This window comes from Acidobacteriota bacterium (assembly GCA_033549365.1).
Classification (GTDB): Bacteria; Acidobacteriota; Aminicenantia; order Aminicenantales; family Saccharicenantaceae; genus JAWSUF01.
Genome location: JAWSUF010000002.1, coordinates 413,120 through 437,615, shown reverse-complemented (window position 1 = coordinate 437,615; position 24,496 = coordinate 413,120). Strand labels below are relative to the sequence as shown.

Here is a 24,496-nt window from a genome sequence, read left to right as displayed (position 1 = left end):
ACGTCAGGCGACGTCCCAGGCTTCGAGACCGGTTTCGGAAATCCGCACCGGGAGAAAGCGCATCCCTCCGCCCCGGGCCTCAACCTCCACGATCATCCGCCGCCTGGCGGAATCGTCCCGGCAGGCCAGGATGGTCATGGATCCTCCCCGTCCGCCGGCGCCGTTGACCTTCCAGCCCGATGCCCCGCAGGCCCGGGCGATCCCGGCGGCGGCATCGGCCTCGGGAGATATCAGGTCTTCGGAGAGTCTCCTCTGGCATTCGTTGTTTTCGATCATGGCCCGGCCGTAGGCCTCCAGGTCGCCGTGCTCGAGATCCCCGGCCGCCCGGAGGGCCAGTTCCTTCATGGTATCGAGCGCCTCGACGCGCGCCGATTCCCGGCCGGATTCGAGCCGGGCGATGACCTGTTCATGAACCGAGGAGGAATCGTGAGGTTTTCCGAGATAAAGAAGGGAAAGCCGGCGTTCCAGTTCCCGCAGCGTATTTTGGCGAAGGCGGAGCTTCCGGACCCGGGCCTGCGGATATCCGGCCATGGCGATGTCGCAGATTCCGCCGTAAACGGCGCAGATCTGATCCTGGACACCGCTCTGGAGACCGAGTTTCACGGTCTCCACCTCATGGGCCAATCGCACGAAATCCTCCGGGCCGTATCCGGTGCCGGACAGCCTGTCGAAAGCTCCCAGAATCGCCGCGCAGACCGAGGCCGACGTTCCCGCGGAGATGCCCGCCGGAACCGGCGAATAGACGGCGACCTCGATATCCAGACCCTGCGGCGCCGGAATCGCCGTCGCGGCGTGGCGCAACAGCGGATGGGGGCCTTCGCCCGGGTTTTCCGGATCAACGTCCACAACCCGGCCGAAATTTTCGGCATGAATCCGGATGCGGGGCTTCTCGCCTTTTCGGACCGGCCGGGCTCGGAGCTGGACTTCGACGGCCGGCCCGACGGCGATATTGAGAACATGGCCATCCCGGGCGAACCAGGTGTCGGTCCAGCCGCCGATGTCGTTGATGCGCAGGGGAGCGCGGGCATGGATCCAGCGGGAAGACATCATGTCGAATCTCCGTGACGCAGGCGATCCATACTGACGGCGGCCACAATGACGGCTCCGATGATGATTTCCTGGATATAGTTCGGCCAGCCCATCATGGTGCATCCGTTCCGGAGAAAGGCCATGATAAAGACGCCGATCATCGTCCCCAGGACGCTCCCCTCTCCGCCCCGGAGGCTTCCTCCGCCGATGACGACGGCGGCGATGATGTCCAGTTCCAAACCTACGGCCACCGTGGGATCGCCGACGGTCAGCCGGGAAAATTCCATGATCCCGGCCAACCCGCAGAACAGGCCTGACAGAGTGTAGACCCAGACTTTCGTCCTGTCCGTCCGGATGCCGCACAACCGGGCGGCCGCCTCGTTCGACCCCACGGCAAAGACATGGCGGCCGAAAACCGTAAATTTCAGAACGACGGCCAGAACCGCGGCCAGAATGATCATGATCCATATGCCCGGCGCCATAAGCAGCCATTCCGGCTGGGGAAACCGGGCCATGAGTTCGTTGACCCAGGTCAGAGGGGCATCGATTTTCTGGTTTCCGGCGATCCATTTGGCCGTCCCCCGGGCGATGCCCAGCATCCCCAGTGTCACGATGAAAGGCACCTGCCTCAAGCGGGTGATCAAGCCGCCGTTGATGAAACCGACCAGACCGCCCGTCAAAACACCCAGCATGACGGCCGCAAGCGGAGGAAGCCCCCGATCGACGGCGTAGGCGGCGATCACGCCCGAAAGGGCGATATTTGAGGCGGCCGAAAGATCGATGCCGCCGCTGATGATGACCAGGGTCATGCCCAGAGCGCCCAGGGCCACAATGACGGATTGGGCGGCCACGCTCTTGATGTTGCCCATCATCAGGAACCTCTCCCGGATCTCGGGCATCGCGGCGAACAGCCCGATAACGAAAGCCAGTCCGAGAAAAGGACCGAGGATGTTGAGCGCCGACTGGAAACGGCGCCGGTTTTCCGGATTCATGGCCCCTCCTCCCTATGCTTGGACCGGATTTCTGCCCCCTCCGAAACCCGCAACGGCGCGGGCCGTCAAGGCTTCCATATCCCAGCCGGAAACATCCCTCTCTTCAACCAGGAGACCGCGGTGAAAAACGGCGATCCGGTCGCAGACGCCCAGAAGTTCCGGGAAATGGGAACTGACGAAGATCACCGATTTGCCCTCGGCGGCCAGCGCCGCGATCCACTCGTAAATCTGGGTTTTGCTGACGACATCGATTCCCCGCGTGGGTTCGTCGAGAAGCAGGATCCGGGATTCCTGGTGAAGAAGCCGGGCCAGGGCGACTTTCTGCTGGTTTCCGCCGGAAAGCGCCGAGACTTTCTGGGCGGGCCCCCGGGCCTTGACGGTCATCTTCCGCATCCAGTCAACAACCGCTTTTTTCTGCCGTCCGGGACGAAGCAGCCCGGCGCGGACAAACGGCGCAAAATGCCCCAGGGTCAGGTTGTCGGCCACCGAGAGAGACAGCGCCAGGCCTTCACCCTGGCGATCTTCGCTCAAGAAGCCCAGGCCGCGGCGGATGCCTTCGCCTGGGGTGAGCGGCGGCAACTCTCCGCCGCGGATTTCCATGACCCCGCCGGTTCGGTCGTCCAATCCGAAAAGGGCGCGAAGAAACTCCGTGCGGCCCGAGCCGATCAGTCCGGCGATCCCCAGAATCTCGCCCGAACGCAGTTCCAGATTGACCTCGGAACTCATGTTCCGGCTTTTCAGCCTGCGGGAACGAAGAACCACCTCGCCGGTCCGGCGCTCTCGCCGGGGGAACATTTCGCCGATTTTCCGACCCACCATGAGCCTGATGATGTCGTCCATGGAAAAATCCGCGATCGGCCCGGAGCCGGCCTTGCGGCCGTCCCGAAGAACGGTCAGGACATCACAGATGTCCCGGACTTCTTCCAGAAAATGGCTGATGTAGACGACGCCGACACCCCGGGCCCGGAGTGTCCGGATGACGGCGAAGAGCCGTTGGGCATCCTCCTTGTTCAGGGAGCTCGTCGGCTCGTCCATGACCAGAATCCCGGCCCGGCCCGCAAGAACCCGGGCGATTTCGACGATTTGCCGGGCGCCGGCGCCGAGCTTCCGGACCGGAACGTCGAGATCGATCTCCGGGTGATGGACGAGGTCCAGCGAGTCCCGGGCCGCCCGGCGCATGGCCCGGCGGTCGAGCAAGCCCGAACGGCCGATTTCACGGCCCAGCATGATGTTTTCGAGCACGGTCAAGTGGGGGGCCAGGTTCAGTTCCTGGTAGATCACGGCGATGCCGGCCCTCCGGCCGTCGAGGGGGGATGCGGGCGCATAATCCCGGCCGCGGATGCGCATCCGTCCCGAGTCGGGATTCAGGGCACCGCTCAGAATCTTGATCAGGGTGCTCTTTCCGGCCCCGTTTTCACCGACGAGCGCGTGAACCTCTTCCGGTCGCAAAACAAAATCCACGCCGTCCAGAGCCTGGGTCGCTCCGAAATGTTTGCTGATGCCGAGCATCTCCAGGAGAGGAGGGCTGTCGGCTGAGGGATTCATTAATCGAGGCCGGAAAGACCGGGATTGAGCAGCTTGACGATTTCCGGATCGTCCATGTTGTTCGGTGTGGCCAGGAAAACGCCCGTATCGATGAGAGGATCCACAGGTTCCCCCCGCAAATGGGCGACCAGAGTCATGACGCCGAGATATCCCATTTTCATCGGGTTCTGAAGAACAAGGCCGTGAAGATGGCCGTCGCGAAGTCCTTGAACGAGCTTGGCCGAGCTGTCGAAGCCGACGAACAGGACCTGTCCGGCCCGCCCGGAATCCTGGAGAGCGCGGAGCGTTCCGAACGTGCTGGATTCGTTGGGGGCGAAAATCCCCTGGACGCCGGGAAACCGGTTGAGAAGGTTTTCAGCCAGCTGATAGGCCGATTCCGTGGTTGCGCCGGCATACTGATCTTGGACAAGAAGGCGGAGATCGGGAAATTCCTTCCGGACCGTTTCCAGAAATCCCCGTTCCCGTTCGGTCGTGCTGGCCGACCCCACCTGGTAGCGGAGAAGAAAAATATCGCCGCGGCCGCCGAGAAGACCGCCCAGCCGGCGCGCCGCCAAGACACCTCCCTTGAAGTTGTCCGTGGCCACGAAGCTCACATGATGTTCGCCCTGCAGGCCGGAGTCGATGACCACAACCGGAATCCCCTGCCGGGCGGCGTCCCGGACGGGACGGACGAGGGCCCGGTCGTCGAGGGGGGCCAGGACGATGCCGTCCACACCGCGGTTCGCGAAGTCCTCGACCACCATCACCTGTTGGGACCTGTCGTCTTCTTTCTGAGGTCCTTTCCAGATGATGTCGACATCGAGTTCCCGGGCCGCCTCCAGCGCGCCGGCATGGATGGCTTTCCAGAATTCGTGCGTCATTCCCTTGGGGATGACGGCGATTCTCATCCGGCCGGGTTCGGTGATTCCGGCATCTTCCCCGGATTTTCCGCCGCAGGACAAAAGCAGCGCCAGGGAAAAGAGGAGAACGATCGGAAGGACGGATTTTCGTCCGGACATGATCTCAGTATACCTCGGCCTCACATTCCCGGTCAAAAACAAAGCCGCCTCGAACGGAGGCGGCTGAATGTCGCCGGCGGGAAATGATGCGTCTTCGGGCCGGACCGCGGCCCGACCCCGTTACTTTTTCTTGAGGATGGGCATGCCCGTCTTGGCCGTCTCGACGACCTGATAGCCGGCGGGCACTTCGTTCAGAGCTTCGGGCCGGATGTCGCGAGCGAAGTAATAGATCGTCTGAATACGTCCGCCCTTGAGACTGACGGCCTTGGAGTGGAGATAGTAACTCACACCCTTGGAATTTTTGTACTCATAAGCCATTTCTGATCCTCCCAGGTGGATTTGATTGCCTCGATGCTGAATTGTTAATCGAAAACAGGGTCCGTGTCAAGCCGGATTTCTCAATTCCTCACTGAACGAATCCGCCGACGGGCGGCGTATCGGCCGGAACGATGGGGCCGTGCTCGGATTCGTAGCGTCGGATATTGGCCTCGAGCGCCTGCAGAAACCTCTTGGCATGGGCCGGACTGAGGATGATCCGTCCGACCAGCTTTCCCATGGGTCCGTCCGGAAAGAGAAAGGCGAAGTCGAAAATGAATTCCTCGCGGGCGTGGCGGATCGCGGCCAAGTTCGAATACTGGCCCAGCGCAACGTGCTCGTCAACCTTGATGTCGATCTTTTTTTCTTCCATGGGGCTCCTTTCCCTCCCGGGACGCGATCAGGATTCGATCTGATTTCATCCCGATACCAGATATTTATCGAAAAAAAAGCAAATATTGATCGCAAACAATAGATAATACATCAGATAAAAAATTCTAAAAAAATGAAAATATTTCTTTACATTTGAAAAAACGGTGTTATAATGATGATGGCTTTCTTGTGCGGGCTGGAGAAAGCCCCCACCTTTTTGGTTCCCATCATCAACCCCCCTTTTGCTGACAACAGCCCGCCCTTCACAGGGCGTTACGCTCGCATTCATGTCCTGAAGATCCCGTCCTCATTGCCGGCAAACGTTTTTGCATCAAGAACCCGCGCCGGAACTCGGCTTTCCGGGGATTCTATTCCCGGCCGGCGAGGCGTCGACGGCGCACTTATCGAAGAATCTCCCCTTCGGGATAAGCCTCGATGACTTCGGCAGGAACTTCAAAAACCCTTTTCCAGCCGCCCAGCCTCTCCACGACCTGGGGATTGGCGACACCGCGTTTTTTGCCGTTCTCGATGCGATAGACCGGACGATTGCTCCGCTTGCTCTGCTCGATGATCATCGCCCCTTCGAACGTCCGGGCGATCATGGAATCCTCCTCCATTTTCCTCAACGTGCTTTCTTCGACGGAGACCAGATATTTCCAGGGATCGGCGCCTCTGTTGGCGTCATAGTTGTATTTGTAGATGCTTTCGAGGTTCTTGAAGGCCCGGCGGACGTAACGGCCGGTCCCCCGGCGTTCGATCAGGTAGACGGAGTCATCGGCGGCCTTGACGTATTTCTGGTGAAGGTAGGCCAGGTTGTCGGCGGCCGGCCAGCGGCTGAATTCCCCGTCCATCCGGTCGAGGATCTTCCGGCAATCGGACAGCGCATAGGGCATCAGGCTGATGCGCCTCATTTCGGATTCCAGCTCCCGGAAGGACTGGACGATATAGAGAAAGGCGTTGTAGAGGTTCGTCCTGAGGAATCCTGTCCCGAAATACCCCGCCCGCTCTTCGGTCAGACGGAGAAACAGACGGACCGTCGAGGCAAAGGCTTCGGACTTGAAGAGCACGGCCTGTTCCTGGTCCGTGATCTCGTCGCTCCGGCCGCGGAAATTCTGGAAACTCGACTCGGCCAGTCCGGCCGCCAATTGTTCGAGCTCCAGGGCCAGCTCGTAGATCACCCCTCTTCTGTCCTGGGCGAAAGCCGGCGGCGCCGGCAGAAAAATCGCGGACATGGCTCCCAGGACAAAGACGGCGGTTGCCGTTCTCTTTAAATCGTACTTCATCATTTCGACTCCTCCATGCGTCATGACGCGTCAAGACATTTATGAATTAAGGCCGGACGATTCTCCCGGCGATTTCCTTGATGATTTTGAAGGCCGCGGCAGCCGTGATGCCGGAGGGATCCCGGTCCGGGTTCAGTTCGACTACATCGCAGCCGACGATCCGCCCTTTCAGGCTCTGGATGATGCGAAGGGCCTGCCGGGTCGAGAGACCCCCCGGCTCGTGGTGAGAGACACCGGGAGCGAAGGCCGGGTCCAGGGCATCGAGATCGAAGGAAATGTAAAGCGGATTGGCGAAGGAAAGCGCCGGGGCGGCATCGATATCCTTCATTTCGATCATGCGGACGTTGTGCTTGCGGGCCGTCTCGCGATGCTCCGTAAGGATCACCCGAACACCGACCTGGACAAGATTCTCCGCCAGGCCGTCCTCGAGAATCCGGGCGAAAGGGCAGGCATGGGACAGCCGGTCGCCGTAGAGGGCGTCGTAGAGATCGGGATGGGCGTCAAAATGGAGGATATCGAGCCGGCCGTATTTCTCCGCGACGGCCTTGACGACGGGGTAGGTGATGGAGTGGTCCCCTCCCAGAACAATGGGGGCGGCGCCACGGCCGACGATGCCGGCCACGGCCTTCTCCGTCAGGGCGAAAGTCTTGTCGGGATCGCCCGACACATCGACATCGCCCAGGTCGACAAGGACGGTGTCCGCCTCGAGGTCGACGCCAAGTTCAGTATAGGCGCAATAGCACTTGCCCGTGGAGACGGCCCGGATGGCGCGCGGCCCTCCCCATGCGCCCCGAAGATAGCTGGACTTTTCGTCGAAGGGCACGCCGAGGACGGCGATCGCATAATCGGGGTGTTCCTCGATCGGCTTTTTGGCGCCGCCGAAATCCGTCATCTCGAACCTCCGGTCTCCTTCATGGATCTTGGCCTGAATTATACACTGTTCTCGGTCTTTTCGTGAAACGCGACGGCGGCGAAACTCACGGCCGACCGGGTTTCCTCCTCCCTCCAAACATCGCGGCCCAGCAGGCGGCCCTCGACCGGCGGGAGAATATCGAGGAGCGAGGCCAGGGAGGAAAAACCGCAGATATTGAAGCGGTCGCGGACACGGCGATTCTCCGACCAGAAGCCGGCGACATCGCCGGCGAGGAGGCTCCCCAGGAGCGCCGCATCGTGGGCTTCGGCCTCAAAAAGATAGCGTTCGGCGGAGCCGTCATGGCCGAATTTCGGACCGATGTGGAAAAAATCCACCGCGGCGACGCAGAAGACATCCCGGCCGCCCTCCGAAACGATCGTTCTCAATTCATCCAGAAAAGCGGCCGCCCGGGCGATTTCCCTTGGTCGGGAGACGCGGTCGAGGTCGCCTTGAAAAGAGCCGCACAAGATAGGGATCGCCGTGAAATCTTCGCCGAAGAGCCGCTTGAGAAAGATCGCCTGAAGTTCCAGGGAATGCTCGCGGCGATGGGCCAGATCACCGGCGGCGACGGCGGAAACGCCGGCGCGGCGCAGCCTGCGGACAGAGTCGCGGTCGGTCCGGACAGGGCCCAGAGGAGTTTGAAAATCCTTCTCCGTCAGCGAATAATACCCGCCCTCCAGACTGTGTCCCGTTCCCAGAAGAACGACCGTTTTCGGAGAGATCCCGCCAAGGGCGCCGTAGGCCGATCCGTAGACCTTTTTCCCCACGCGGATATCGATGTGCGGAGCGGCCAGGGCCAGAGGCGGGGCGTGCGGGCCGGGTTCCGAGAGGCGGCCTTCGCTGAGGATCTCATCGAGGAACGCAGTCAGTTCGTCCGGGTCTTCGGGATAGGATTGCCCGGCCAGGCAGGCTTCACGGATCTCCAGGCCTTCGTATTCCTCGATCAGCCTGTTTTTGGCCCGGCGATAGGCGGGGCTGTCAAGGATCATGGCGGCATCGAGTTCGTCGATCATGCCCTGGATCGCTTCGCGTTGGACGAAAACTCCGCCGGAATTCCGGGTGAAGACGAACTGGATGTCTTCCGCCGTCCGCCTGCCGTCGAGGAGGCCCAGAAGGGCCAGAGCCTGACCCTCGACCAGAACGGGCCGGGCGAAAAGCCCCAGGGGATCGCGGAGGACGACGGCGCGCTTGCCGCCGCGGTTCATCGGAAAAAGCTCCAGGTCCTGCCTCATGCGGGGCGCCGGGCCGGGTTTTGGGTCGGTCATCGGAATCGAAGCCTCTCTCGATCCGGCATTATACATCAGATCAAGGAATCGGGTTGCCCTGATCCATTCACGAATCGATATTGACAAGCCGGCCACCTTGGCTAAGATAGGGGTGAGGATTGATCATGGGCAAAGCGATCGACATCCAAAATCTCCACAAATCGTTCAGTCTCGGCTTCATCCCGAAAAAAAAGGACATCCTCAAAGGCATTTCCCTATCCGTCGATGAGGGCGAAATCTTCGGCTATCTCGGCCCGAACGGCGCCGGGAAGACGACGACCATCAAGTGTCTCCTCGGGCTGATCTTTCCCGATGCGGGATCGATCTCGGTCCTGGGGACGCCCCATCTCTCTCCCAAAGCCAGGGAGCGGGTCGGCTTCCTGCCCGAAAACCCCTATTTCTACGACTACCTGACGGCCGTTGAATTTCTCTCCTTCTATGCCGACCTTTTCGGATTGCGGGCCAGGGAGAAAGAGGACCGGATCCGCGGCCTTCTCGCCCTCGTGGGCATGGAACTCGCGGCCGATCTCCAGCTCCGCAAATTTTCGCGCGGCATGCTCCAGCGAATCGGGCTGGCCCAGGCGCTCATCAACGAGCCGTCCCTCGTCATCCTGGATGAGCCGCTCGGCGGGCTTGATCCGCTGGGCCGCAAGGAAATCCGGGATATCATCGTCCGTTTCAAGAAGGAAGGGAAAACCGTATTCCTCTCTTCCCACATCCTCCAGGACATCGAGATGATCTGCGACCGGGTTGCGATCATCGTCGGCGGCCGGATCGTCAGCCAGGGCCGCCTTCACGACCTCGTTTCGGAGAAAGTCCTCTTCACCGAAGCGACGGTTTCCGGTTTCGATCCCGGCGACCTGGCCGGTCTCGGCGAGAACGTGTCCATCCACGGCGACAAGGCCCTGCTCAAGCTTTTCGACGAGGCCATGGTGGAGCGCCTGCTGGACATGGCCCGGGGGGGAAAGGGCCGGATCGTCTCTCTCCTGCCGCGGACCGCAACGCTCGAAGACATCTTCGTCGATATGGTGAAAAAGCAATGACCGTCGCCGTGATCGCCCTCAACACCTTCCGAGAAGCCAAACGGGACCGCATCCTCTATCTTCTGTTCTTCTTCGCCGCGCTGTCCATTGCGGCGTCGAGGGTGCTGGCCATCCTGACTGTCGGCGACCGAGTCAAGGTCGTCATGGACGTCGGTCTGGCCTCCATCTCGATCTTCGGCGTTCTCATGGCCATCCTCATGGGCACGGGCCTCGTCTACAAGGAAATCGACAAGAAGACGATCTTCACGCTTCTCTCCAAACCCATCCACCGGGTCGAATTCATCCTGGGTAAATTCCTCGGCCTCGTCCTGACCCTGGCCGTCATGACCGGCCTCATGACGCTCATTTTTCTCGTCCTGCTCTTCCTCCACACCTTCCGGGTCGAATGGGCGATGTTCGTCGCCGTGGCCTATATCTTTCTCGAACTCATTCTGCTGACCGCCGTGGCCATCCTGTTTTCGACATTTTCGACTCCAATCCTGAGTTCGATCTTCTCCCTCTCCTTCTACGTCATCGGGCACATGTCCTGGGGCCTTGAAGCTCTGATCCGGAAGATCAAGCCCGGACTCGGCCGCACCCTGGTTCAATTCCTCTACATGGTCCTTCCCGACCTCGAAAACTTCAACTTCAAGACCGAGGTCGTCCACGGCCTGGCCATCCCGGCGGGCATTCATGCCTGGGCCGTTCTCTACGGCCTCCTCTATACAGCGTTCATCCTGGGCCTGGCCGTCCTCATTTTCAGGCGCCGGGACTTCATTTGATGGAGGAGGCGGGGAGAAACATGACGGCCGAGGCCCGAAAGAGAAAACGCTCCGGCTTCCTGCTGGCCGCTTTTCTCCTGGCGACGGGGGCCGGCTTCACGGCGGTCAAGGTCCGGACCGACGACATCGTCCGGCAGAAGATCCCCGGGTCCTCGATCATCTACGTGCCGTCCGGAAAATTCCTGAAATACGCCACCCTGGGCTACAATTCGCTTGCGGCCGATCTCGTCTATATCTGGTCCATTCAGTTTTACGGCGACACGCGGATCGCCGACCGTTTCGACTATCTCGATCACATCTACGGCATCATCGCCGAACTCGATCCCCGATATATCGATCCCTACGAGATCGGCGCCCTGATCGCCGTCCATGAGGCCCGGGACGTCCCGCTGGCCTACCGCATCCTGGACCGCGGCATGGAAAAAATGCCAGAAAACTGGATCATCCCGCTCCTGGCCGGGCACATCTCCCAGATGACGGTCAAGGACTTTGAGACGGCCCGCCGCTATTTCGCGGCGGCCATGGATCTTCCGGGCGCACCCGATTTCGTCCGACGCCTGCACGCCAACGCCATCTTCCGGGTCTCCGACTACCGCACGGCCTGGGAGACCTGGCTCGACATCTACCGGACGGCCGAAGAAGACCGGGTCCGCAGGATCGCAACCAACCATCTCTATCAGGTCAAGGCGGCCATCGACACCGAGGCCCTGAAAAAGGTTATCTCCGCCTATCGCGAAAGCCGGGGACGGAATCCCGCCTCACTGGAGGCTCTCGTCACGGCCGGGATGCTGCGAGAAGTGCCCATGGATTTCGACGGGAATCCCTATCTCTACGACCCGGAAACCGGGACTGTGAAGGCGGCGGCCAGCCCATGGAAACGGTAAACGCAGTCCTGGTGGGGATCTTCGGCCTGGCCTGGGGGAGCTTTCTCAACGTCGTCATCCACCGGTTGCCCCGCGACATGAGCCTGCTCAAGCCGCCGTCGTCCTGTCCCGGCTGCGGCAAGAGAATCCGGCCCTGGGACAACATCCCGGTTCTGTCCTACATTTTTCTGGGCGGCCGGTGCCGGGCCTGCCGGAAGAAGATTTCTCCTGTTTATCCCTTCGTCGAACTCCTGACGGCCTCGGGATTGGTTCTGGTGTTTCTGCGCGGAGGAGGGGTTTTCTCACTGGATTTCTTCGCGGCAGCCCTATTCACTAGCGCTATGATCGTCCTTGGGGTTATCGACTATTTTCACCAGATCCTGCCGGACGTCATCACGCTTCCGGGGTTTGCGCTGGCTCTCATCTATGCCGCCCTTCGGGATGATTTGACATTCAAACAGGCCCTCATCGGCGCGGTCGTCGGGGCCGGGTTTCTGCTTTTCGTCTACGGCGCCTATTTCCTGCTGCGGCGCAAGGAGGGCCTGGGCATGGGCGACGTGACCATGATGCTTCTGGTCGGCGCCTTTCTGGGCTGGAAATCGACATTGCTCACCCTGATTCTGGCTTCCTTCTCCGGAGCGCTGGTCGGCGCGGCCGTCATCAAGTTCGGCAGGAAAAACCTGCAGTTCGCCCTGCCCTTCGGCACCTTCCTCGCCCCGGCCGCCTTCGTCGCCATGGTCTGGGGCGACGCCATCATCACCGCCTACCTCTCCCTTTATCCCTGACGTTGCTTGGGTTGGGAGAGGAAGCTCGGTTGTATTTCCGCCTGAAAATGTGGTATTCGATAGAGGCCATGCTCAAAGAAAAACAGAAGGCCCTCCTGGCTCTGATCGCCGTCTTCACCGTCTTCCTGGGCTTCGCGCTGTTCGTCAACCATCCGTCCAAAGTCAACGGATTCCTTTTCGCCGACCAGGCCGTCTATTTTGCCATGACCGAAAGCATCGCCTTCGACGGCGATCTCGAATACACGAAGAAAGACCTGGCCCGTTACTATCAGTCCTACGCAGCCGGGCCTATGGGCATTTTCCTGAAAAAAGCCGAAGACGGCCGGATCTTTTACGCCAAATCCTTCGCTTATCCCCTGTTCGCCGCGCCTTTCGTCCGTCTGTTCGGCGTCAACGGGTTTTTCGTTTTTCACGCGCTCGGCCTTCTCCTCGTCCTCCTCATGGGATTGACCTGGTTTTCCAGGTCCAGCCGGCCGGGGCTGTCCCTTCTCGCCGTTTCGAGTTTCGTTTTCGCCACGGCGGGATACGTCTATTATTTCTGGATCGCACCGGATTTCTTCAATTTCTTCCTCGTTTTTTCCGTCCTGTTTCTGTGGGGATACAAGAAAAAAGCCGGAGATCCGGCCGAGGGGGACGATATGCGGCCGGGCCGTCTCAAGGCGTTCCTCCTGTCCGACTCCTCCGACTATCTGGCGGCTTTCCTGGCCGGAATCGCCGTTTTCTCCAAGCCGCCCAACATCGTCCTCATGATCCCCATCGGTCTGGGACTGCTTCTGCAGAAAAAGATCGGCAAGGCCTTCCTGGCCGGAGTGTTCTTTCTGGCCAGCGCGGCGGTTCTATTCGGGGCCAACTATCTTCTGACCTCGGACTGGAATTTCATGGGCGGAGAGAGAAAGTCCTTCTACTTCGTCTATCCCCTCGAAAAAAGCGACGTGACCTTCGATTCCACGGGACACGCCATGACCTCGGAGGACTATTTCGACAGGGCCCTCGTCTCCCCCAAGTTCCTCATTTACAACGTGTTTTACTATGTCTTTGGGCGTTTCACCGGCCTCGCCTGGTACTTCTTTCCCGCCGTCCTGTTCCTGATCCTGTTTTTCGCGGCGCCGAAAAAACCTTATCAATGGCTCATCCTGGCCGCCCTCACCCTTCATATCCTGATCTATCTCATTCTCATGCCGACAAATTTCGGCGGTGGAGGCGGATCGGTCGCCAACCGCTATTTCCTCAACATCTATCCCCTGTTTTTCTTCCTGCCCGCGATGACCGTGCGGCCGAGGCACATCGTCGCCATCTGGGCCATGGCCGCCGTTTTCATCGCCCCGCTCATTCTCTCTCCGCTCCAGTCCTCGATGAGCCCGGCCGCCCACGCCAAGAAATTCCCCGTCAAAGCTCTGCCGCTCGAGATGACCCTGGTCAACGAATTCCCGACCAACACCAACCCTCACGGATTCCGCGTTCCCTGCGGAACACCGCCTCATGACGGGATCCTTCACTTTCTTGACGACAATTTCAACCGTAAGGAAGAGCCCGAAGGCCTCTGGACGCTGGGCGCCAAAACAACCGAGATGGTTCTCAAGACCTATTTCCCCGTCAGGGAGATCACCGTCCGGCTGACCAACAACGTGCGGCGGGACAACACCGTCCGCGTCCGAGTCGGACGGAAAACCCAAAAGGTCGTCCTTCAGCCCCGGGAGAGGCGTGAACTCGTCTTTCCCGTCGGCACGGGCTTCCGCATTGGATACAATCACCATCACCGGATCAAGATCGGGGCCTCCAAAGCCTCCATCCCCTATTTCGAAGACGAAAAGAGCGAGGAACGGCGCAATCTCGGCGTCTTTTTCGAGCTTGTGCTCACCCCCAGAGACTGATGTGCGGCATCTGCGGCATCGCCCGATCCCCCCAGGGTGAATCCGTTTCCCGCGAAATTCTTGAGGCCATGTGCGGGACGCTGGTTCACAGGGGACCCGACGACGGCGGTGTTCACGTCGAAGCCGGCGCCGGACTCGGATCGAGGCGGCTGGCCATTATCGACGTCGACGGCGGCCGGATGCCCATGGCCAACGAGGACGGCCGCATCTGGATCACCCACAATGGGGAAGTCTACAATTTCCTTGAATTGCGTGAAGAGCTCGAGGGCCGGGGCCACATCTTCAAAACGCGGACGGACACCGAAGCCGTTCTCCACGGCTACGAGGAATGGGGCCGGGACGTCGTCCGCCGCATGCGCGGCATGTTCGCAACCGCCGTCTGGGACGGCCGGGACAAGTCGCTGACGCTCTTCCGCGACAGGATCGGGATCAAGCCGCTTTACTACACGCAAATTCCGGACGGATCGCTCGTCTTCGGCTCAGAGCTCAAGGCGGTCGTCGCCCATCCCGGTGTGCGGCGGGAGCTCGAACCCGAAGCTCTGGATATCTATCTCACGGTCGAATATGTCCCCGCCCCGCTGTCGATGTTCAAGAACATCTACAAGCTCCCGGCCGGGCACATGTTGATTTATGAGAAGGGCCGGATCAGGGTGGAGCGCTACTGGGATATTCCTGAGGCGGATGCCGCGGCGGAAAAGCCAATGCGGCGACTCGAAGACATCCAGGATGAACTCTACGCCCTCCTCAAGGAAGCCGTCCGGATGCGGCTCGTGAGCGACGTTCCCCTGGGCGCCTTCCTCAGCGGCGGCATCGATTCCTCGGCCGTCGTCGGGATGATGCGTGAACTCGGCGCCTCGCCCCTCAAGACGTTTTCCATCGGATTCAAGGATCAATCCTACAACGAGCTCGAGCATGCCCGGCGGATCGCCCAAAAGTTCGAAACCGAGCATGAGGAGTTCATCTGCGAGCCCCAGGCTCTTGAACTTACCGAAAAGCTCATCCGTCACCTCGACGAGCCGCTCGGCGATTTTTCCATCTTCCCGACATATCTCGTTTCCAAAATGGCCCGTGAGCAAGTGACCGTGGCCCTCTCCGGGGACGGCGGCGACGAGGTCTTCGGGGGCTACGAGCACTACCTGGCGCAGAAGATCGCCCGGCGCTTCGGTGTCGGGCTTGCGGCCCGGGCGGCTTGGCCGCTGCTCCGGCGCATCCCGCCCGCGTCCAAGAAAAAGGGCGCCTGGAACAAAATGCGCCGCTTCGCCCAGGGCTTCGACCATCCGGCTGCAATGCGGCACATGCGCTGGATGATGTTTCTTTCGCTGAGCGACAAAACGGCCCTATATACGCCGGATTTCGCCGGGAGGGCCGGCGGTCCGCCGGATCTGTCCGATCGCGAATCGTTCCGAACCGTTCTCGACAAAGCCGGCCGCCTCGACACCCTGAACGGCGAGCTCTACATCGATCTCATGACCTATCTTTCCGACAATATCCTGGTCAAGGTCGACCGGATGAGCATGGCGCCTTCACTCGAGGCACGCGTGCCGCTCCTCGACCACAAAGTCGTCGAATTCGCTTTTTCACTTCCCGGCGACATGAAGCTCCGGGGGATGACGACGAAGTGGATCTTCAAGAAAACCCTCGAACGTCTTCTGCCGCACGAAACCCTCTATCGCGCCAAGGAAGGCTTCAGTATTCCCATCAAGCACTGGCTGCGAGAGGATTTGCGCGGGCTCGTCACCCATTACCTCGATTTCGGCCGGATCCGCGCCGGAGGTCTCTTCCGGCCCGAGGCCGTTCAGACGATGGTCGAAGCCCACCGCGAAGGCCGCGAGAACTTCAGCCACCAGCTCTGGGCGCTTCTTGTTTTCGAAATGTGGCGGGAAGCTTATCTCAAATAGTCGGCTAAGGCCGATAAAGCCTTTGCTCCCGCTTGGGTTATTCTCAAACCAAGCTTCTATCGGATCCCCGCCGGATGAATCTGGTCATCAAAATCTTTTTCGGCAAACATATCCAATTCATTCAGGGTTTCAATGCCAAGGCCTTAAAAAGCCTTTTTCTGAAGCAATACTGATCTTCATGTCTCTACCCAAACGTAAGAAATTTATTAAGCAGCACCATCTGACTTGAGTAAAGAGAAAATTCGCTGCACAGATCCAGTCGACATGAGGCTTAAACAATCATTTTTGATGGGAAAAATTGATGTTCTAACGAATTTTCCAAACTGATGAATTTTAGTAATTATAGCTATTTCAATAAGTTTCCAGAGCCAAGCAACGTCGGGTCAGCCAAGCAAGAAAACGGAGCGGGTGGATGGACGGAGGCGGAAGGCTTCGGCGACGGGAAGGCCGGGGACCCAGACGATCGAGCCTCCGGAAAGAAAGACCGGCAGGATGTCCCGGTCTTCGACTTCGACGCCCTTGGCCCGAAGGATTTCCTTGAGCTTCTTCGATCCGGGCGCGCCCAGGGGGCGGTAGCGGTCACCGGGACGGCGGTTGCGCACAAGCAAAGGAAACTCGATCCGATCGGCGTCCACAAAAGCCCGGCTCCGGTCGTCGAACGGCACGGCATCCGCGGCCTTGCGGCTCATCCGTTTTCCCCGAAAGCGCAGCCCATTCGGCAGAACGAGTTCTCCGGCGCCGTCCCATTCGATCTCGAAATCCCCAGGTTCCGCTCCGGTTTCCTGCGAATAGATCTTCCCTTTTCTGCGGCGGATTTCAAAACCGCCGGGAAGAACGCTGGCCCCGCATTCGGTCAATTTCAGGACGGATGTGATATGGCCCGAATCCAATCCCCGGAGGTCACCCCGGATATCTCGCAAAAACTCCCGGACCACTCTGGCGGCCAGGGCCGGCTCAAGCTCTTCAAGGGCTTTAGCATCGATCGCCTTCCGCCGGTTCGCCGGGCGCGACGTAACACACGCCAGCATTTCCCGGGACAACTCCGTCATCACTCTGTCCTCTTCCTGGAGGATAATGGCCAGGCGGCCGATGCGGGAGACAAGGCCGGGGCCGTATCGTTTTTCCAGGTAAGGCAAAAGCTCCAGCCGGATCCGGTTTCTCAAAATTCTCTTGTCGCGGTTCGATTCGTCCTCGCGGAAGGGAATGCGGCGTTTTTTCAGATATTCCAGGACATGACGCCTTTCCGCCTCGATGAGTGGCCTGACGATCCCTTCCTCTGTCGAAACGGCGATTCCCCCGAGGCCGGACATCCCGCTTCCCCGGAGAAGCCTCATAAGGTATGTCTCCGCCTGATCGTTCAGGGTGTGGCCGGTCGCGATCCGGTTCGCTCCCATTTTCAGCGCCGTCTCCCGAAGGAAAGCATACCGGAGATCGCGGGCGGCCTCCTCGAGGTTCATCTTGCGGGCCGCGGCGAAAGCCCGGACGTTTCCCTTTTCGGAGATAAACGGTAAATCGAGCCGGGCGCAGGTCTCGTCCACAAAGCATTCGTCCTCCCCGGCTGAAACCCTAAGGCCGTGGTTGAAATGGCCGACCTCAAGACGAATCCCGAATTCCTTCCGCATCTCCCAAAGCATGTGGAGGAGAGCCATGGAATCCGCGCCCCCGGAACAGGCGACAAGCACCTTGTCCCTCGGCCGGAACAACTTCCGCCGGGTTAACGTGTCACGAGCGATATCGGTCAATATCATTGTCACGGACTCTCATCCATCATCATCCTGATTTTTTCTTTCTTGCTTATAGATTATGCCCGATGCCTCTCTTTTTCAACTCCATCAACAAGGTTATCAACACAATACGAAAATGTCCGACTCTATTTTGCATGTTGTGTCCCCAGGATTATCCGCCTCAATGTGTGTTTAAAACGCAGGATGGGCTTCTACTCAGCTTTAAAGAACTGAGAAAGGAATGCATTGAAAAATAAGAAAAGAAAAAACCTATTCGAGGCCGCAACACACTTCCGTTGCCGGAGGCAGGGAGTATGGCGGAGGAGGGATTTGAACCCCCGACTCTGCGGATATGAGCCGCATGCTCTGACCGACTGAGCTACTCCGCCACGATCGGGCGCGTCAGATTGTAGCGGAACCTCCCCCTGAAGTCAACGCATCTCGGGCCGCGCATCAACTTGACAATTTCGATAAAAGTGTATATATTTAATAATACATAAATTTAGTCGTTCTGTAGAGTAGCAAGTTGAAATTAAATGGGCATTTTTATAGCAAGGCAAAAGAGGATTATAAATGAAAAACGAAAAAAAACAATGGGTTCGACCCCAGCTTATTGTGCTTGCCAGGGGCAATCCCGAGGAAAGTGTTCTCACCCATTGCAAAACGATGAATCCAAACCAAGCTTTCGAAGGACCGGGTGATTTGATTCAGCAAGACACATGTGCAAGTGGAGTAGCGGGAAATTGCCAACCCTGTCAAGCTCGAGCGGTTAGCGGATCTTAGTTGTCATTCATTAGAATTTAGTTTCCGCAAAGATAGTTATACATATTATTGGAGTCTTGTTCTTCTTCTTTCTTGATGTCGGGTTATCTAATCAATCCCCAGAGAAATCGATGAGGTTGGTTTTGCAGAACAAAATTCCACGGTTGCCCTTGGATGGCAGTCTTGATCTCACATATCGCTGCAACAATTCCTGCCGTCATTGTTGGTTGCGGCTTCCCCCCGACGCACCGGAAGGTCGGGAAGAGCTTGCTCTTGACGAAATCCTCCGCATCGTCGATGAGGCCCGCCGGATGGGCTGTCAGGCTTGGTTTATATCGGGCGGCGAACCGCTGTTGCGGCCTGATTTCCCGGAGATTTTCGACTCCATCACACGAAAATCCCTTTCCTACAGTCTCAACACCAACGGCACGCTGATCACCCCCGAGATCGCCCGCCTCTTGACCCGGAACGGAAGAAAAATGATTGCGCTCTACGGCGCAACGGCCGATGTTCATGACCACGTGACCCGCAATCCCGGCTCTTTTGAGGCAACCCTGCGCGGTATGGCTTACCTCAAGGAAGCGGACGCGGACTTCATTGTCCAGATCGTCCCCATGCGCGCCAATCACCATCAAACGGCCGGAATGGTAAACCTGGCCCATTCCTTGAGCCCGCAGTACCGGGTGGGAGCCAGCTGGCTCTGGATGTCGGCCTGCCGATCGGCCTCCCACAGCCATGAAATCGTAGGCCAAAGGCTGGATGCGGCCGACGTGATAAAGATCGACGTGCCGAATCCTGCCGCCGAATGGCGTCCTGATCCGGACGGCGACAAGAACGCGCCGGAGCCCTGTTCATGCAGCACTGTGGGGAAAGACGACCGCTTGTTCGCGGCGTGTATCGACTCACGGCGCAAATTCCACATCGATCCCTACGGGAAGATGTCTTTCTGCTGCTTCATCAAGGATCCGGACATGCGCGCCGACCTGCGCCGGGACTCTTTCGCCCGGATTTGGGACAAGTTCATCCCCTCGATGGCCGAAAAGGTGCGCGGCGGCCGGGAGTACCTGGAGAATTGCGGCTCCTGCGACTTGCGAAGAGATTGCCGCTGGTGCGCGGCTTATGCTTATCTCGAGCATGGTCGCTTCTCGGCCAAAATCGACTATCTCTGCGAGATCGCCGCGGAGGCCCGGCGATTTAAAGAGGAGTGGAAACAGACACACCTTCAATATTACCGGATCGCCGGCATCACGATCCGGATATCGGCGGATTTTCCCCTTGGAGACAAAACGTTCGCTCCCATTTTTCACAAATTCCAGGTTGAAGGTCCCGGGCCGGACACAATCTCGATCAGGTTGGCCTCATCGGTTCCCAAGTTGTCGGATCTCCGGTTAGGCAAGGAAGTCTATCGCCAACCCCCTTGGGCCATCTTCAGGCAGCCCGGCTCATGGGTCTACCTGGGGATAACGTCCGTCGGAGACGGCCGTGAACCCTATTGCGCGGCGATCTGGAACGATGATCACAGCCGGGGAACTATCTGCCGCAGAGCCGACATCTACGAAAAAAGACTGCATTCCCTGACGACATTCACCTCTGATCAGATTCTCATCGCCAGGGTTCTGGCGGACCGCCGGGGCTGTTATTTGCATGCCTCCGGCATCATCATCGACGGGCGGGGCTTTCTCTTTGTCGGTCACTCGGATGCCGGAAAATCCACGATGATGAAAATGCTTCGGGGCAAGGGAGAGATTCTCTGCGATGACCGCATCATTGTCCGCCGCTGGCCGGAGGGATTCCGCATCCACGGCACCTGGAGCCACGGCGAATTGCCGGACGTTTCTCCGTCCGAGGCCCCATTGCAGGCAATCATGTTCCTGGAAAAGGCGGACAACAATGAACTTATCCCGATCAGAGACAATGTGGAGAAGATCCATCGGCTGCTCTCCCATGTCATCAAGCCGTTGGTTACGGCCGAATGGTGGGAAAAAACCATGGATCTCGCTGAATCGATCGCCGCTGAGATCCCTGTCTACCGATTGCGTTTCGACAAAAGCGGCCGGGTAGCGGATCTCATGAAGGCTCTTTGAGCGACGGCCCCATGGGAGATCAAAGCTATACAGTGAAGCGCAGCTTGGCGCATCACCCCTTGTTCCGGAACAAGGCGCCGCTGCTCGGGCATCTGGATATCGAGCTGACCGAGCGCTGCAACAATGCCTGCATTCATTGTTTCATCAACCTTCCCGCCGATGATACCCGGGCCTGCCGCCGCGAGCTAAAGACCGATCAGTGGAAAGACATCCTCCGCGAGGCCGCGGAGCTCGGAGCGCTCTCGGTCCGCTTCACCGGGGGGGAGCCGCTGCTGCGGGAAGATTTCGCGGAATTGTACGTTTTCGCCCGAAAGCTGGGCTTAAAAGTCGTGCTGTTCACAAACGGCCGCCTGATCACACCGGCTCTGGCGGATCTCCTGGCAAGGATCCCACCCTTGATGAAGGTCGAAATTTCCGTCTACGGCATGCATCCGGAATCCTACGATGCCATAGCTTGCACTCCGGGCGCCTTTGCTGAGTTTAGACGAGGTCTGGATCTTTTGTCGGAACAGCGGATTCCCTTTGTGGTCAAGTCGACACGCCTTCCCGCCAATCTTGCGGAAATTGAAGAGTTCGAGACCTGGGCGGCAACGGTCCCGAGCATGGACCATGCTCCACCCTACTCCGTGTTCCTTGATCTGCGTGCCCGCAGGGATTCTCCCGCCAAAAATCGGCACATCGCCGGGCTTCGCATCTCTCCTGAAGAGGCGGTGGCTCTTATGGATCGGCAAGCGGACACCTATTGCAGAGAGATGGCCCGATTCAGCGCCCGATTCATGCGCCCTCAGGGCGACGAGCTGTTTTCCTGCGGCGCAGGTCAAGCGGGCTGTGTCGATGCGTATGGTGTTTTCCAGATGTGCCTGCCGCTCCGGCATCCCGATGTGGTCTATGGCTTGAATGGGGGTTCCCTTCGCCAAGCCCTGACGGAGACCTTCCCAATATTCAGAAAAACGCGGGCGACAAATCCCGAGTACCTCCGCCGCTGCGCCCGTTGCTTCCTGAAGGGATTATGCCTCCAATGCCCGGCGAAATCCTGGACGGAACACGGCACTTTGGATACCCCTGTCGAGTATCTCTGCCGGGTGGCTCATGCCCAGGCCCGTTACCTGGGACTGCTGAAAGGGAAGGAAAAGGCATGGGATATCGCGGACTGGCGGCAACGCATCAAATCCCTTGTCGAGAGAACGTCAGGCACCCGCCCAAGTGCTTACCAAGGGCCGGGCTCAAATCCTTGTCAAGGTGATCCATGGGAATAAGAATCCGTGTAGCAAGAATGATGCTCCAATTGGGGGCATTTCTTCAATCCCTTCCCGTCTTGATCATGAAGCCCGATGATCTTGTGGAATTCAGCCGCCAAAGCTATGCCAAACCTGAAAGCATCGAGAGCTGGGTGGAAGACTCCCTCGTGGATTCCGGCCTGACCACCGAAGAACGGGAGATTCTGGAGACGTTTCTTCCTTCCAGGTCCGGGAATCTTTTGCTTCTGGGCGTGGGAGGGGGCCGGGAAGCAATCCCGCTTGCGCAGATGGGTTTTCAGGTGACGGGCGTCGACTATGTTGCCGCGATGGTCGACCGGGCCAGGGAGAACGCCGCCCGCCGCGGGGTCCGCATGGAAGGCCTGGTGCAGGAGGTCTCCCGGCTGGACGTCCGGGAAAGCGCTTATGACATCGTCTGGCTGTCCCGGGCCATGTACTCCTGTGTGCCGACGCGCACACGGCGCGTGGCCATGGTCCGGCGGATCGCCCGCGCATTGAAGCCGGGCGGGCTGTTGATCTGTCAATTCTCCTTCCGCCCGGGCCCGCCTCAGCCAAGCCGAGGCGGGTCGGGGCGGCGCATCATCGCCGCCTCCGGCCTGGGAAATCCGGCGTATGAGAGCGGAGATACGCTGTGGTTGAATGTCGAATTTCTTCACGAATTCGGCTCGGAGAACGCCGTCAGGTCGGAACTCGAGCAAGGCGGGCTCTTCGTGGAACAACTCCGGACAGGCCAACCCGGCAACAGGGGCAGCGCCGTTTGCAGAAAGAGGCCGGAAACCGGCCAAACCTCAATTATGAAGAAGGAGTCGGAAAGATGACCATTCGGCTGGACGCGGTATATATTCCATCCGAGGATGTGGTTGCGAGAGAAATCGAGGGAGAATTGATCATCATTCCTCTCGCGGCCGGCATCGGAGACATGGAAGACGAACTTTTTACGCTTAACGAAACAGGAAAGGCCATCTGGCGGCGGCTGGACGGCAAGCAGGACCTGAGCGGAGTCGTCGCTGCCCTGACTCAAGACTACGAGTCGCTGTCTTCCGAAATCGAACGCGACGTTCTCGGCTTGGTGGAAGAACTGGTCAGGCGGAGAATGCTGGTTGAACTCCCGGCGATTCGATAAACCGCGGGTTTTCGTCGTCTATGGCGACGAATTGTCGCTCTCCGGCCAGGCCCTTCTGAAACTGATGAGAGATGTGCTGGCCAAGGGGCTGCCATTCCGGTTCCGCGCCCGGGGGCTGAGCATGGCGCCCTTCGTTCGGGACGGCGATGTTATCACCATATCTCCTACCCGCCGCTCCCTGCCTGGAGTCGGCAGAGTGGTTGCCTTTGTCAGTACGGAAACCGGGAAGCTTGTGGTCCACAGAGTTGTGGCTAGACGCGGCACAGCCGTGTTCATCCGGGGGGATTGTGTGCCGGAACACGCGGATGGGATCATCCCGCCGGAGAACCTGCTGGGACAGGTGACACGGATTGAAAGAAACGGGCGCAAGATCCGGCTGGGCGTGGGACCGGAGCGATACGTGATCGCCGGGCTTTCCCGCACAAGGCTGCTTATTCCCTTAGGTTCCCATTTCGCGTCTTTGCTGAAACCCGTGCTTCGGAAGCGGAAATGAACGCGAAATCTTTTGTTTCGGGGGGACGTCTGAGCCGATTGTCCTTGTGGAAGAAAACGGCCGTGCAGCGGAAGCCGTGGTCCTTTGACCTGGAGATCACGGCACGCTGCAACAACAATTGCCGCCACTGTTATATCAACCTTCCCGCCAACGATCCGGACGCAGCGCGGAATGAGCTCTCGGCTACGGAAATCGCCGAACTTGCCGATCAAGCCGTCGCCTTGGATGCCTTGTGGTGTTTGATCACAGGCGGGGAGCCTCTCCTGCGCGAGGATTTCCCTGAAATCTACATATCGCTAAAAAAAAAGGGGTTGCTGATATCCGTCTTCACCAACGCCGCCCTGATCACCCCTGATCATGTGGCCCTGTTCAAAAAGTTTCCTCCCCGGGATATTGAAGTCACGGTTTACGGCACAACGCAGGAAACCTATGAAAGGGTGACAGGGAAACCCGGGTCATTCGCCGCGTTCCGGCAGGGTCTGGATTTGCTTCTCGTTAACGACATTCCCGTGCACCTCAAGGCCATGGCCGTGAGATCCAATGTTCATGAGCTTCCGGAAATCGCCGCTTTTTGCCGCCGGCACACCCGGGATTTTTTTCGTTTTGATCCCGTCCTCCATTTGCGTTACGATGGAAACACCGAGCGCAATTCGGAAATCATCAGCGAAAGATTGACCCCGGAGGAAATCGCCGGGATCGAGACATCCGACGAGGAACGATCCGAGACTCTGAAAAAACACTGCGACAAATTCATTTTTTCCGAACCATCAAACAGCGATTGCCGGCATCTTTTCCGCTGCGGCGTCGGGAACAAGAGCTTCACAATCAGCCCCAATGGATTTTTTCACCTCTGCCCGTCGCTCCGGCATCCCGAGTGCATTCGGGATTTGAAGACGACGAGCCTGGTCGACGCCTGGGAGAATTTCGTGCCCGAGATTCGCGCAAAAACCTCCTCGGACCCGGTTTTCCTGGAAAAATGTCGATCCTGCCCCATTATTAATCTCTGTCTTTGGTGTCCGGCCCACGCCCATCTGGAAACAGGACAGCTGGACGGCTGGAGCGAGTATTTTTGCCAAGTCGCCCATGCCCGCAGGGACGCCATCGAAGAGTCCAAGTGACAT

22 protein-coding genes and 1 tRNA gene are annotated in these 24,496 nt (G+C 59.0%); 12 read left to right on the top strand and 11 right to left on the bottom strand.

Annotation, left to right across the window (positions count from 1 at the left end; translation table 11 throughout):
* Positions 1-3 precede the first annotated feature (3 nt).
* From SCM96_04735 to amrB, 9 genes are all read right to left on the bottom strand, one after another.
* Positions 4-1,050 carry a GHMP kinase gene (locus tag SCM96_04735; protein MDW7759928.1) on the bottom strand — a complete coding sequence of 349 codons (1,047 nt, stop codon included), beginning with the start codon at positions 1,048-1,050 and terminating at the stop codon, positions 4-6.
* Positions 1,047-2,021, bottom strand: a complete 975-nt coding sequence (locus SCM96_04730; GenBank protein ID MDW7759927.1) for an ABC transporter permease — start codon at positions 2,019-2,021, stop codon at positions 1,047-1,049. The genes SCM96_04735 and SCM96_04730 overlap by 4 nt, the downstream gene beginning before the upstream one ends.
* 12 nt (positions 2,022-2,033) lie before the next feature.
* The gene (locus tag SCM96_04725) at positions 2,034-3,566 is read right to left on the bottom strand and encodes a sugar ABC transporter ATP-binding protein (GenBank protein ID MDW7759926.1); all 1,533 of its coding nucleotides are present in this window, start codon (positions 3,564-3,566) and stop codon (positions 2,034-2,036) included.
* Positions 3,566-4,564 carry a substrate-binding domain-containing protein gene (locus SCM96_04720; protein ID MDW7759925.1) on the bottom strand — a complete coding sequence of 333 codons (999 nt, stop codon included), beginning with the start codon at positions 4,562-4,564 and terminating at the stop codon, positions 3,566-3,568. The genes SCM96_04725 and SCM96_04720 overlap by 1 nt, the downstream gene beginning before the upstream one ends.
* Positions 4,565-4,684: 120 nt before the next feature.
* Positions 4,685-4,882 carry a hypothetical protein gene (locus SCM96_04715; protein MDW7759924.1) on the bottom strand — a complete coding sequence of 66 codons (198 nt, stop codon included), beginning with the start codon at positions 4,880-4,882 and terminating at the stop codon, positions 4,685-4,687.
* 88 nt (positions 4,883-4,970) lie between these two features.
* Entirely contained in the window at positions 4,971-5,252 is a 282-nt protein-coding gene (locus SCM96_04710; GenBank protein ID MDW7759923.1) for a DUF3467 domain-containing protein, read from the bottom strand.
* 400 nt (positions 5,253-5,652) lie between these two features.
* Positions 5,653-6,537, bottom strand: coding sequence for a hypothetical protein (locus SCM96_04705; GenBank protein ID MDW7759922.1), 885 nt, complete (start codon positions 6,535-6,537; stop codon positions 5,653-5,655).
* 43 nt (positions 6,538-6,580) lie between these two features.
* On the bottom strand, positions 6,581-7,426 hold the full coding sequence (gene speB / locus SCM96_04700; protein MDW7759921.1) for an agmatinase: 846 nt from the start codon (positions 7,424-7,426) through the stop codon (positions 6,581-6,583).
* Positions 7,427-7,464: 38 nt separating this feature from the next.
* Complete coding sequence (gene amrB / locus SCM96_04695) at positions 7,465-8,712, bottom strand: AmmeMemoRadiSam system protein B (GenBank protein MDW7759920.1); 1,248 nt, start codon at positions 8,710-8,712, stop codon at positions 7,465-7,467.
* A 125-nt stretch (positions 8,713-8,837) separates the two neighbouring features.
* Here amrB and SCM96_04690 point away from each other — a divergent pair, with 125 nt between their 5' ends.
* The 6 genes from SCM96_04690 (at position 8,838) to asnB (ending at position 15,933) form a co-directional block, all read left to right on the top strand.
* Positions 8,838-9,755 (top strand): ABC transporter ATP-binding protein, encoded by a 918-nt coding sequence (locus SCM96_04690; protein MDW7759919.1) that lies wholly within the window; start codon positions 8,838-8,840, stop codon positions 9,753-9,755.
* A complete protein-coding gene (locus SCM96_04685) occupies positions 9,752-10,516 on the top strand; it encodes an ABC transporter permease (GenBank protein MDW7759918.1) in 765 nt (254 codons plus the stop codon). Before SCM96_04690 ends, SCM96_04685 begins: the two co-directional genes overlap by 4 nt.
* A 20-nt stretch (positions 10,517-10,536) precedes the next feature.
* Complete coding sequence (locus tag SCM96_04680; protein ID MDW7759917.1) at positions 10,537-11,400, top strand: hypothetical protein; 864 nt, start codon at positions 10,537-10,539, stop codon at positions 11,398-11,400.
* Positions 11,388-12,164: a prepilin peptidase gene (locus tag SCM96_04675; GenBank protein MDW7759916.1), complete on the top strand. Its 777-nt coding sequence runs from the start codon at positions 11,388-11,390 to the stop codon at positions 12,162-12,164. Before SCM96_04680 ends, SCM96_04675 begins: the two co-directional genes overlap by 13 nt.
* A 68-nt stretch (positions 12,165-12,232) precedes the next feature.
* Positions 12,233-14,035 carry a hypothetical protein gene (locus tag SCM96_04670; protein MDW7759915.1) on the top strand — a complete coding sequence of 601 codons (1,803 nt, stop codon included), beginning with the start codon at positions 12,233-12,235 and terminating at the stop codon, positions 14,033-14,035.
* Complete coding sequence (asnB, locus tag SCM96_04665; GenBank protein ID MDW7759914.1) at positions 14,035-15,933, top strand: asparagine synthase (glutamine-hydrolyzing); 1,899 nt, start codon at positions 14,035-14,037, stop codon at positions 15,931-15,933. The genes SCM96_04670 and asnB overlap by 1 nt, the downstream gene beginning before the upstream one ends.
* A gap of 383 nt (positions 15,934-16,316) precedes the next feature.
* Here asnB and tilS read toward each other — a convergent pair whose 3' ends face one another.
* Positions 16,317-17,681 carry a tRNA lysidine(34) synthetase TilS gene (gene tilS / locus SCM96_04660; protein MDW7759913.1) on the bottom strand — a complete coding sequence of 455 codons (1,365 nt, stop codon included), beginning with the start codon at positions 17,679-17,681 and terminating at the stop codon, positions 16,317-16,319.
* A gap of 291 nt (positions 17,682-17,972) precedes the next feature.
* Positions 17,973-18,046 (bottom strand) — tRNA-Met (locus SCM96_04655).
* A gap of 504 nt (positions 18,047-18,550) precedes the next feature.
* Here SCM96_04655 and SCM96_04650 point away from each other — a divergent pair.
* Genes SCM96_04650 through SCM96_04625 form a run of 6 tightly spaced genes read left to right on the top strand, consistent with a single transcriptional unit; the run spans position 18,551 to position 24,493 of the window.
* A complete protein-coding gene (locus SCM96_04650; GenBank protein ID MDW7759912.1) occupies positions 18,551-20,503 on the top strand; it encodes a radical SAM protein in 1,953 nt (650 codons plus the stop codon).
* Positions 20,504-20,535: 32 nt separating this feature from the next.
* Complete coding sequence (locus SCM96_04645; GenBank protein ID MDW7759911.1) at positions 20,536-21,759, top strand: radical SAM protein; 1,224 nt, start codon at positions 20,536-20,538, stop codon at positions 21,757-21,759.
* A gap of 29 nt (positions 21,760-21,788) precedes the next feature.
* The gene (locus SCM96_04640; protein ID MDW7759910.1) at positions 21,789-22,577 is read left to right on the top strand and encodes a class I SAM-dependent methyltransferase; all 789 of its coding nucleotides are present in this window, start codon (positions 21,789-21,791) and stop codon (positions 22,575-22,577) included.
* A complete protein-coding gene (locus tag SCM96_04635) occupies positions 22,574-22,882 on the top strand; it encodes a PqqD family protein (protein MDW7759909.1) in 309 nt (102 codons plus the stop codon). The genes SCM96_04640 and SCM96_04635 overlap by 4 nt, the downstream gene beginning before the upstream one ends.
* Positions 22,860-23,375, top strand: coding sequence for a S24/S26 family peptidase (locus SCM96_04630; GenBank protein ID MDW7759908.1), 516 nt, complete (start codon positions 22,860-22,862; stop codon positions 23,373-23,375). Before SCM96_04635 ends, SCM96_04630 begins: the two co-directional genes overlap by 23 nt.
* Entirely contained in the window at positions 23,372-24,493 is a 1,122-nt protein-coding gene (locus SCM96_04625) for a radical SAM protein (GenBank protein MDW7759907.1), read from the top strand. Before SCM96_04630 ends, SCM96_04625 begins: the two co-directional genes overlap by 4 nt.
* Positions 24,494-24,496 lie beyond the last annotated feature (3 nt).

Coding starts and splice junctions, on each gene's coding strand:
- SCM96_04715 (MDW7759924.1), bottom strand. CDS start 4,882: ATGGCTTATGAGTACAAAAATTCCAAGGGTGTGAGTTACTATCTCCAC.
- asnB (MDW7759914.1), top strand. CDS start 14,035: ATGTGCGGCATCTGCGGCATCGCCCGATCCCCCCAGGGTGAATCCGTT.
- SCM96_04670 (MDW7759915.1), top strand. CDS start 12,233: ATGCTCAAAGAAAAACAGAAGGCCCTCCTGGCTCTGATCGCCGTCTTC.
- SCM96_04705 (MDW7759922.1), bottom strand. CDS start 6,537: ATGATGAAGTACGATTTAAAGAGAACGGCAACCGCCGTCTTTGTCCTG.
- SCM96_04720 (MDW7759925.1), bottom strand. CDS start 4,564: ATGTCCGGACGAAAATCCGTCCTTCCGATCGTTCTCCTCTTTTCCCTG.
- amrB (MDW7759920.1), bottom strand. CDS start 8,712: ATGACCGACCCAAAACCCGGCCCGGCGCCCCGCATGAGGCAGGACCTG.
- SCM96_04730 (MDW7759927.1), bottom strand. CDS start 2,021: ATGAATCCGGAAAACCGGCGCCGTTTCCAGTCGGCGCTCAACATCCTC.
- speB (MDW7759921.1), bottom strand. CDS start 7,426: ATGACGGATTTCGGCGGCGCCAAAAAGCCGATCGAGGAACACCCCGAT.
- SCM96_04735 (MDW7759928.1), bottom strand. CDS start 1,050: ATGATGTCTTCCCGCTGGATCCATGCCCGCGCTCCCCTGCGCATCAAC.
- SCM96_04675 (MDW7759916.1), top strand. CDS start 11,388: ATGGAAACGGTAAACGCAGTCCTGGTGGGGATCTTCGGCCTGGCCTGG.
- SCM96_04635 (MDW7759909.1), top strand. CDS start 22,574: ATGACCATTCGGCTGGACGCGGTATATATTCCATCCGAGGATGTGGTT.
- SCM96_04690 (MDW7759919.1), top strand. CDS start 8,838: ATGGGCAAAGCGATCGACATCCAAAATCTCCACAAATCGTTCAGTCTC.
- SCM96_04650 (MDW7759912.1), top strand. CDS start 18,551: ATGAGGTTGGTTTTGCAGAACAAAATTCCACGGTTGCCCTTGGATGGC.
- SCM96_04625 (MDW7759907.1), top strand. CDS start 23,372: ATGAACGCGAAATCTTTTGTTTCGGGGGGACGTCTGAGCCGATTGTCC.
- SCM96_04680 (MDW7759917.1), top strand. CDS start 10,537: ATGACGGCCGAGGCCCGAAAGAGAAAACGCTCCGGCTTCCTGCTGGCC.
- tilS (MDW7759913.1), bottom strand. CDS start 17,681: ATGATATTGACCGATATCGCTCGTGACACGTTAACCCGGCGGAAGTTG.
- SCM96_04710 (MDW7759923.1), bottom strand. CDS start 5,252: ATGGAAGAAAAAAAGATCGACATCAAGGTTGACGAGCACGTTGCGCTG.
- SCM96_04725 (MDW7759926.1), bottom strand. CDS start 3,566: ATGAATCCCTCAGCCGACAGCCCTCCTCTCCTGGAGATGCTCGGCATC.
- SCM96_04685 (MDW7759918.1), top strand. CDS start 9,752: ATGACCGTCGCCGTGATCGCCCTCAACACCTTCCGAGAAGCCAAACGG.